Below are 10,521 nucleotides of genomic sequence, written 5' to 3'. Positions count from 1 at the left end.
GAAAAGGTCTCAGGAGACAGTCCTGACGGCCTTTTTTTGTGCCAGTCCTGCTGCATTCGGGACATTCGCCGGGCATTATGAGGAAACTTGTCGTTTCAAAGCGAAATATGTTGTAAAAATGTTGAGAACCGGTTTGTTACACTAGGACCAGAAATCCGTGCATGATCCAAATTTACAAACGAGGTGAATAGTAAACCTATGGTTCTTAACACAGAAAGAAGACCGGTGTGGCGAAAATGTATCGTCTCCGTGCTCAGCTTATTGCTGGTATGGAGTCTCATTCTGCCTGCTGTCGGTTATGCGGATCCTCAGAGCGGTACCGGGTGGACCTCCATTGACGGCGGGGGGATCGGTACAGATAATTCTAACCAGCAAATTAGTTCCAATGATCCTCACGCGGTCCTATTTAACAATCAACTGTACGTGATATTTCAAGAGCAGGGCGGCATGACTTGGGCTAGTACAATTCGAGTCATGAAATGGGAGGGCGGTGAGTGGCACATCGCCGACGGAGGAACGGCGCTAAATGTTAATTCAGATATGAACGGTTCCTCCCCTTCCTTGGCAGTGTATAATGGTGAGCTCTATGCGATCTGGGAGGAGGAAATTGTCTCTTACCCCCAGATGGCGATCTATGTCAAAAAACTGCAGGGAGATACGTGGGTATCCGTAACCGGCGGCTCAACCCCGCTCAATGGACAACCGGGCAGTTATACGGGCCGATTGCCTGTCCTGCAGGGGTACAACGGCCATTTGTACGCGGCTTGGGTCGAGGGCAGTGAAACGAGGAAAGTCACCATTAAGAAATACAACGGCGTGGAGTGGACCAGTGAGACCGGTATGAATTCGATTAAGCCGGACGGTACGGCATGGTCGCCCGAATTTGCCGTGTATAATAATGAACTCTTCCTGACCTGGAGCGAGCAGCTGTACATGAGTCCCTACAGCTACTATCTTCCTGTTAGTAAACGATCGGCAGATGGCAGCTGGGTTAATGTATCCGGTGCAGAAGGAATAAGCGGCGACAATACCAAAGTTGTCGGTGTGCCACAATTACAAGCCTATAACGGGCTCTTGTATGTGGTATGGAGAAACGATTCCGGGTATAAAATCAAAGCTTACGATGGGACCGGCTGGAGCCCGGTTGGAGACGGGACCATTCCATCGGTGCCAGGTATCATTCCTCAGGGCATGAAGCTTACGGTCTTTCACAACAAGCTGTTCGCTGCGTGGGTTAACTATAATCCAATAGCCTTCCCCATGAAAGTGACTGCCGCGTTCTATGACGGTACAAATTGGGTGCCGGCCTACAGCGGCTTGGAAACGACCGAATCGAATAGTTCAGTGGATGCGCTCGTCTCTACAGAGAATCAGCTTTATATGTTTTGGGGGAATTTCAAAGTTAGAGCGTCGGTCTACCGTGAGGGCCCTCCCGCTCCTACCGGCGTACAGGTTGTAAGAAGCGGTCAGGATTCTGCCGAGCTCAGCTGGACGGTGGAAAGCGGGGTTACCGAATATAAGGTTTACATGGGAACCGAACCGGGAACCTACAGCCCTCTTCCGCTTATCACCCTTGCGGGTACGGAGGGGAGCTACACGATTACCGGCTTGGAGGAAGGAAAGACCTACTATATTGCGGTCAAGGCCAGCAATGCCGATGGGGACAGCTCCTACTCGGCGGAGGTGAGCGTTCATATCCCTGAACCGGCGCCGGCACTAACCGGTTTTACGTGGGTAACGGGCAGCACGCCGGGTACGATCAGAGCCGCACAGCTGCCGGGAGCCGGCACGTATAAGTATGCCATCGGATTCCCGGGTGCGCTGCCGCAGCCGATGGTAGGCGATGATGCTTCCACGTATTACACACAATCGGTTCTGCGGAACGTCGATTTGGCCATGTACAGCGGCAGACATTTCTTCGCCGTCGAGGTTGACAGCAGCAACCGGATTGTCAAATGGGCCGAAATTCCGATTGACGATGACCTGATCGCTGAGGCTGCACCTCCATTAACCGGCCTCACGTGGGGGACAGGCAGTGTGCCGGGCACCACCAAGGCAGCACAGCTGCCGGACGAGGGTACGTTCAAATATGCGGTTGGCGCTGCGGGATCGTATGCGCAGCCGGTTATGGGGGCGGATGCTTCTCAGCTCGGTTATACACTTCCGCTGACTACAGGCGGAGATATTCCGGTAACCAGCGGACAGCATATCTTCGTAGCTGAAGTAGACGGCAATAACCAGATTGTGAAGTGGACCGATTACACGATAACGGAAGACCACATCGCGAAGCTGGCTCCTGCTATAACCGGTTTCACATGGAGCACGGGTACAGCTGCCGGAACAACAAGAGCAGCGCTTCCGCCGGGAGATGGCACGTATAAATATGCGGTTGGAGCAGCAGGAGCATATACTCAGCCGTTGACTGGAACGGACGCGGAATCGCTGGGTTACACCCAAGCGTTGGTGCATAACGGTAACATTGCCGTCACCAGCGGCCAGCACATTTATGTCATTGAAGTCGACAGCAGCAACCGAATCGCGAAATGGTCCGATACTGTCGTGGCTGACGAACAAATTGCGGTATCGGCACCCGTCTTAACCAACTTCGTATGGACCAAGGGCAGTGCTCCGGGCACGACAAAGGCCGTTCAGCTGCCGGATGACGGCAGCTACAAATATGCGATCGGCACAGCAGGCGCTTATACGCAGCCGGTCGTCGGAGCAGACGCTGCTGAGCTTGGGTATGCGCAGACGCTGATGGAAAACAGCAACATTGCGGTGACGAATAGTCAGCACCTCTATGTTGTAGAGGTCGACAGCAGCAACCGCATTATCAAGTGGGCTGACATAACCGTAGTGGATGACCAGATTGCGGCAGCCGCCCCGGCAATCGTCGGCCTCACGTGGGGGACGGGCAGTGTACCGGGCACCACGAAGGCAGCGCAGCTGCCAGGCAGCGGCACGTTCAAATATGCGATTGGCGCAGCGGGGGCGTATGTGCAGCCAATCGTAGGCGATGATGCGGCAGAGCTTGGCTATACGCAGGAAATTGTCCTGCATGACGACATCTCGGTAACCAGCGGCCAGCATCTGTTTGTTGTAGAGGTCGACGCAGGCAACCGGATTGAAAAGTGGGCCAACTATGTCGTGGCCGATGACCAGATCGCCCAGCTGGCGCCGGAGCTAACCGGTCTCACATGGGCAACGGGAAGCATTGCCGGTACGACGAAAGCAGCCGGGCTGCAGGAAGAGAGTATGTATAAATATGTAATAGGAGAAGCCGGGGATTACGCCCAGCCGCTGCTTGGCGATGACGCCGCGGAGCTTGGCTACACCTCCCGGCTGGAGCAGAACACCAATCTTGCTGTCATAGACGGACAGCATATCTACGTGGTTGAAGTCGACAGCGGCAACCGCATTGTCAAATGGACAGATGTGGATGTCATTGCCGATCAGATCGCGGTAGCCGCCCCGGCATTAACCGGCTTCACATGGGAACCAGGCAGCGCGTATGGCACAACAAAAGCCACACAGCTACCGCCGGGAGACAGCACGTATAAGTACGTAGTTGCAAACGCAGGAGCCTACACCCAGCCCGTTGTGGGCAGCGATGCAGAGGCGCTTGGCTACACGCTGCTTCTTGAACGGAACGGCAATATTGCCGTCCGAACCGGTCAGCATCTGTATATCGTTGAGGTGGACAGCCATGATCGGATCGTGAAGTGGACGGACATTGCCGTTCAGCCGCAGCACATTATGCAGCCGCCGATTTCAGGTTCGTATGTGCCAAGTGTGCCTCCACAAGAAGGCAGCGGAGTCGCGGTTGTCGTGAACGGCGAAACCCAAGCCAATATCGCGACGGCTCATGTTACGACTGCAAACGGCAAGAAGACGACAACGGTTACTATTGACAGCAGCAAGCTGGAAGCCAAGCTTGCCGAGAGCGGCCAAGGGCTTGTCGTCACCATACCGGTGACGGATGAATCGGCCGTTGTCGTTGGAGAGCTGAATGCCAAGACCGTTAAACAGCTGGAGGACATGAACGCCGTTCTGGAAGTGAAGACGGCGAATGCCGGCTATACGCTTCCGGCCGGCCAAGTCAATGTCTCCGCCTTGTCCGAGACGTTCGGTTCCAGCGTGGACTTGTCCGACATCCTCATCCGGGTACACATCGAGAATGTGTCCGGGGATGCTGCCTTCGTGCCGGAGCAAGGCGGTTCGGTGCAGGGTATAGCGCCTGTCGTTAATTTCCGCATTACGGCCGTCTATAACGGGCGTGAAGTTCAAGTCAGTCAGTTCAACGCTTATGTGGAACGTCAAATTGCCATTCCGGAGGGCATAGACCCGAACAAGATCACGACAGGCGTCGTCCTTCTTGCCGATGGCATGCACCATGTGCCGACGAAGGTCATCCAGACCGGCGGCACCTATTACGCCGTCATGAACAGCTTGACCAACAGTGCTTACTCCGTCATTTATAACGATCGGACATTCGGGGATATTAACGGGCACTGGGCACAGGCCGGTATTAAGGAAATGGCATCCCGGCTTGTGTTGAACGGTGTGACGGAAGACCGCTTTAAGCCGGACAATGCCGTTACCCGTGCAGAGTTCGCAGCCATGATGGTCAGGGCGCTGGGCCTGCATACGGCGAAACAACCGGTTTCGTACAGTGACGTCAACACCGGCGACTGGTATTATAACGACGCAGCGATTGCTTCTTCGTACGGGCTGCTGCAAGGGCTGCCGGATGGAACGTTCCGTCCGAACCGCAGCATCACCAGGCAGGAAGCCATGCAGATCGCGGCGCGGGCGATGTCCCTCGCAGGAGCTGGTGTCACGCTGCCTGGCGACCGCCGGAACGAGCTGTTGATCGCCTTCACCGATGCTGATCAATTCGGCGGCTGGGCGCGTGAAGCGGCAGCACTGAACATCCATTACGGCATCATCGTCGGCATGAACGGGCTGATCCGTCCTCAGGACTCCATCAGCCGTGCGGAGACTGCTGTAATGATACAGCGTCTCCTCCAGAAGGCTAATCTCATTAACGAATAGAAACCTAAGAAGAACCGTAGGGAGATTGCCATATGGCAGGATCCCCTTCAAGTAGATACTCGAAAAATGCCGTTGGACATTATAGGAAGGAATACGGAAAGCCGACCCGAGGGGGTCGGTTTTTTCTATTACTGGGATATTAAGGATGCCAGAACAAGGACAATGGACCGGAAACTTCGATATTCCAAAAATAATAGATCAAATCAAAAAAGAGTGTGCGTTGTTGGCCCGAATATTGAATCCTATAATTAATGATGGGAATGAGATCATTCATCATCTTTACCATTATAAGTATAAGTCTGTATCAGGAGGACTATTCAGTGTCGAACGAAGAGTTAGAGAACAATGAACTTATAATACATGAGAATTCGAACAATGAATGGCTGCAGACATCGGACATCCTCATTCGGGATCCCTTTATTTTGCCGGTAGCGGAAGAACGCTTCTATTACATGTGCGGAACAACGGACAAGGAGCCTTGGGATGGCAAAGCAACCGGCTTCGATGCTTACCGCAGCCGGGATCTGCAGCACTGGGAGGGGCCGTTTCCGGTTTTCCGTCCTGAAGCGGATTTTTGGGCGGATGAAAACTTCTGGGCGCCGGAAGTCCACGTGTATAGGGGTCGCTGCTATATGTTTGCCAGCTTCAAGGCAGAGGGGCGATGCCGTGCGACGCAGCTGCTTGCAGCGGATGGTCCGCTTGGGCCATTCCAACCGTTATCGAATGAGCCGCTCACGCCTCCCGACTGGGAATGTCTGGATGGAACGTTCTATGTGGATTCGGACGGTATGCCCTGGCTCGTCTACTGCCGGGAGTGGCTGCAAACAACGGATGGAGAGATGTATGCCCAGCCCCTGCAGCCGGACTTGAAGGCGGTGGCTGGCGAACCGATCAAGCTGTTTTCGGCGACTGACGCGGCATGGGTATGTGAGACAACTTTCAAAGACAGCACAGGTTATGTTACGGATGGGCCTTATTTATTCCTTTCGCCGCATAACGAGCTGTGGATGCTGTGGTCGAGCCATGCCAAGGATGGCTATGCCATGGGGCTGCCAGATCAGCTTCCAACGAAATTCAAGGACCATGGATACAGGAAAGCGAGCCGTTCTTTCGCAAGGATGGCGGGCATGGCATGCTCTTCCAAACGTTTCAAGGACAATGGAGGCTCAGCCTGCACCAGCCGAATACAAGCCCGCAGGAGCGGGCGGTATTTCTCAATGTCGAGTGGATAAATAGAAGCGATGATAAACATGACCGTTTGCATATGGAGGATAACAACGATGACGGAGCCGTTATTAGTCGAGATTGATCATGTGCTGCTGCGCATTTACCCGAAACCGCAGGAAATCGGCTATGCTGCCGATGAAGAGCGGCTGTCTGTACAGGGTAACGATGCTTACGGCGCGGACCCGGAGGGGCTTGTACTGTCGCGGGACTGGCAGCTGTCTGCGGGCGGCCATGCCATTCCGGTCTATGCAGTTCCGGTGACAAGCGGAGGACCGCTGTCGTTTGCTTCCTTCGAGTATGTTGAAGGTGAGGGAACCATCATGCTTAAGGCGACAAGCGCGCGGGCCGTGCACAGTGCAGAGGTACGACCGGCTTCTCTTGGCGTCACTGCAGAGGTAGAGGGACAGGAGCTGCGGATTCCCATAAGCGGGCCAGGCAAATACATCGTGGAGACGAATGAGGATATGGAGCGTCCGCTCTTTATTATGGTGCATGCGCCTGAGCGGGATGTGCCGGCAGAGGGAGATTCCCATGTTATCTATTACGGACCGGGGCTGCACGTGGTCAGCACGCTGGAATTGAAGTCCGGACAGACGGTCTATATCGCCGGTGGTGCGATCCTGCGGGTAACGGTGCCGGAAGGAGAAGTGCCGGATGTTTATAGCGACTGGGCAGGCAAGAAGCTGTATCAGGATACATTGACAGCCCATCATGCAGCCGATATCACGATCCGCGGCCGTGGCATTATCGATCTCTCCATGCTTGACTGGCACGCCCGAAAAGCGGTATTCTTTCAGAATTGTGAGCGGGTGTGCGTGGAAGGCGTCACTTGTGTCGGCACTTCGCATTGGACCATTCATTTGTCGCAATCCACAGATTGTGTTATCCGCGATCTGATGCTGATCGGGTACCGGGAAAACAGCGATGGAATCGATATTGTCAATTGTGAGCATGTGCGCGTCGAGAATTGTCTCATTCGTACCGGGGATGATGCCGTTGTCGTCAAGGCAATGGCCGCACCTCCAGCGCTGGGAGGCAGAGATATCCGCGTGCACAACTGCACGGTATGGAATGATAAAGTGCGCTGCTTCGGCATTACGGGCGAGACGCGCACAGACATTACCGATGTTGTGTTCGAGAATTGCGATATCGTGCACAGCCGGGCCGTCTGGACCGAGGAGCTGGGCTCACTCTGCATCATTGTAGGCGATTCGGGAACGATTGAGAATATTCGCTTCGAGAATATGCGGATCGAGGATGAACAGCGATACGCGATGGCTTGTCTGATCTTCAAGGACCGCTGGTCAGTGGATCAAGCTGCAGGCCGGATTCGCAATATTGTTTTCCGCAGCATTCATATTCCGGCCGGAGTGCCGTCTTTATTCCATGGCTTTGATGAACAGCATATCATCGAGCAGGTCGTTATGGAAGGACTCTACGTGGACGGACAGCCAGCGGAGCATGTTGAGCAAGCTAACTTATGTATGAACGATTTTGTAAAAAATATTAGCGTTTCAGCAGGTGCCAGGGCTTAATGAACGAAGCAGCTTGGGGATGTAGAAGAAACGGCAGAGATTCTCCGGTTAAGGAGCGTCTTTGCCGTTTCGCATTCCCAAATGGAAGCGGATACGTCTCTTACATTGTAAGCGCATTCTTCGGTCATTTTGCATGAAGGAAACACCTGCTTAAACATAGGTATTGAGGCTGCAAAACATTGTCGTGCAATTGGCAATTATTAAAGTTCTAAGAAATTATTAATGTTGGCAAGGCCCGGATTTATTTGAATGGGCTTGTAGCATTATGCTATCTTATTGGGGGCGCAGCATACGGCTGGATGCAGCGGCTTCAAGTTGTAGTGCGCTCCTAATAGAATAAAAACGCGAGCTGACGACGATTTCGGGTTAACCCCCTGAAATAAAACTTCACTCCGAATGATATAACCATTGCCAGACATACAACAAGATTACAAACATGAGGAAGAGTGCAATGAAAAAGCTATTCAAAAGTGGTTTTGTCAAATTGGGACTTGTTATCGTAATCGCGGGCGGAGCATTCGCTTATTGGCTGATGCCGCCTGTTGCTAAGGTGGAAAGCGCCGAAATAGATAAAGGATTTCAGGTGAAATTTAAAACGAACGGGACTCAAATGGAACAATTTCAAAACCAATCATGGAAACCTTATTTTGCTAAAGGGGTCAATATGGGAGCTGCTGTTCCAGGACATTTCCCCGGCGAACTTGAGATTTCGAAAGATGACTATATGAGATGGTTTGAAATGATTCAAGAGATGGGTGCCAACGTCATTCGCGTATACACCATTCTAAAACCGGAGTTTTACGAATCTTTGGTCCGATATAATGCGAAGCATCCGGATAATCCGCTCTTTTTCATTCAAGGGGTATGGAGTCCGGAAGAACAATTGATAGCAGGTCAAAACGCCTTTGATCCGAAAATCAAACAGAAGTTTGAAAAAGAGGTTCGAGAGGCTGTAGAAGCGGTGTACGGAAATATCGACCTTGAAGCCGAGGCGCATTCCGGAAAAGCCAGCGGTAATTACGTATTTAATGCAGGGCCTTATCTCATGGGATGGATCGTCGGCACAGAATGGGATCCTGTTATGGTGGATAAAACGAATAAGAGCAATCCGGGTGCAGCTGATTATAAAGGCGTACATTTTCAAAGCAAACCAGGGGCTAGTCCCTTTGAAAAATGGCTGGCCGAGATGGTCGACATAACAGCCGTAACAGAAGCTAAGCACGGATGGCAGCATCCGATCGCATTCTCGAATTGGGTGACCACCGACCCTCTTGAACATCCAGGCGAGCCATTGGTTGCTGAAGATATGGTCAGTGTCGATCCGACGCATATCGCAGCCGTAGATTGGGATGCCGGTTATTTTGCCTCCTATCACGTTTACCCCTATTACCCTGATTTCTTTACCTTCGACAAATCGTTTCAAACGATGAAAAACGATCAAGGTGAAGTGGATAGCTACAAAACCTATCTTCACAAGCTGAAGAAATACCATAACGATATGCCGGTTATGATTACCGAGTTTGGCGTTCCCGCCTCGCAAGGCGTTGCCCATACTGGCATGCTGGGACGCAATCAGGGAGGGCACGACGACAAGACACAAGGGGAAATGGATGCGGATATGTTCCGTCAAATCCATCAGGAGGGATACTCCGGCGCGATCTTGTTTACATGGCAGGACGAGTGGTTCAAGAAAACCTGGAACACGATGCACTACGACATTCCTGACCGACGGGCTTATTGGTATAACACGCTCACGAACGAATCCCATTTTGGAATACTCGGCATGTATCCAAGTAAAGATGATGTGATTCACATTAACGGGGATGCTTCGGACTGGGGCAAGCTCGATAATGGGGATAAGATGAAGCTTGATATGCATATCGAAGGCTTTAATGAAATATGGGCCACGCATGATGAAGGATATCTATACCTTCTGGCAAAATTATCAGAAGATTTCGATTTTTCCAAAAATTCCATCTATTTCGGATTCGATACGTTAAAAGGCGGCAATCGCCATGCGCCGCAGCTCCAAGGAAAGACGCTGGATGAAGGATTGGAAACCTTAATCGAGCTCGGAAACAAGGATAAAGGGCAGATGATGATTGCCTCCAATTATGACTTCCATACCCGATTCTATGGAAAGCTATCGAACATATTAGCTTATGATCCCAAAGAATTGCAGGACGATAGCGGACTCTTTAACCCCTGGAAATTGGTCGTGAATTATTTGCTCGAATATCCGGATTCCCGCGTCGATCATCCCTTCGGCGATATCGGAGTAGGAGACTTGCTGAGAGGAACCAGCGATCCGCAAGATCCGAACTATAATTCAAAGGCGATGTGGCAGGCAAAAGGCAATGTTTTGGAAATTCGTATTCCGTGGATGCTGCTCGGTTTCAGTGATCCAAGTTCACTCAGCGCCATTAGTTACAAAGATACGGGAACGAAAGAATTTGAATCCGTGAAAGTCGAGGGCGTTCGCATTGTTCCATGGATGGTCCCCAAGGATTCGAAGGAAATCATCGGACTCGAAGGCAACGACCCCTATCCGGTATCGAAGCTTCCGCTTTACAGTTGGAAAAGGTGGGAGGATATCGACGTCAACTATGTGGAGCGCCCAAAACAAAGTTATTCGATTATGCAAAAAGCGATGCGTGAAGTGAAACAACCGGTATCCGAGTAAAATGAAATGAAGGAAGGATTT

Annotated in this window: 4 protein-coding genes; all 4 read left to right on the top strand. The window is 52.0% G+C overall.

The genetic code is table 11. The features are described 5' to 3' along the window. Positions 1–198: 198 nt before the first annotated feature. Positions 199–5,055, top strand: coding sequence for an S-layer homology domain-containing protein (locus NNL21_RS22925; RefSeq protein WP_204821655.1), 4,857 nt, complete (start codon positions 199–201; stop codon positions 5,053–5,055). 320 nt (positions 5,056–5,375) lie between these two features. Further along, entirely contained in the window at positions 5,376–6,287 is a 912-nt protein-coding gene (locus NNL21_RS22920; RefSeq protein ID WP_256555414.1) for a glycoside hydrolase family 43 protein, read from the top strand. Between the two features lie 48 nt (positions 6,288–6,335). Then, positions 6,336–7,817, top strand: a complete 1,482-nt coding sequence (locus tag NNL21_RS22915; RefSeq protein ID WP_204821656.1) for a glycosyl hydrolase family 28 protein — start codon at positions 6,336–6,338, stop codon at positions 7,815–7,817. 451 nt (positions 7,818–8,268) lie between these two features. Continuing rightward, on the top strand, positions 8,269–10,500 hold the full coding sequence (locus tag NNL21_RS22910) for a hypothetical protein (RefSeq protein ID WP_204821657.1): 2,232 nt from the start codon (positions 8,269–8,271) through the stop codon (positions 10,498–10,500). The last annotated feature ends 21 nt before the right edge of the window (positions 10,501–10,521 follow it).

Origin of the sequence: Paenibacillus mendelii (assembly GCF_024498075.1) — a bacterium.
Taxonomy (GTDB): Bacteria; Bacillota; Bacilli; order Paenibacillales; family Paenibacillaceae; genus Paenibacillus_Z; species Paenibacillus_Z mendelii.
The sequence above is the reverse complement of the archived record's forward strand: the minus strand, read 5'-3'. Positions and strand labels throughout refer to the sequence as shown.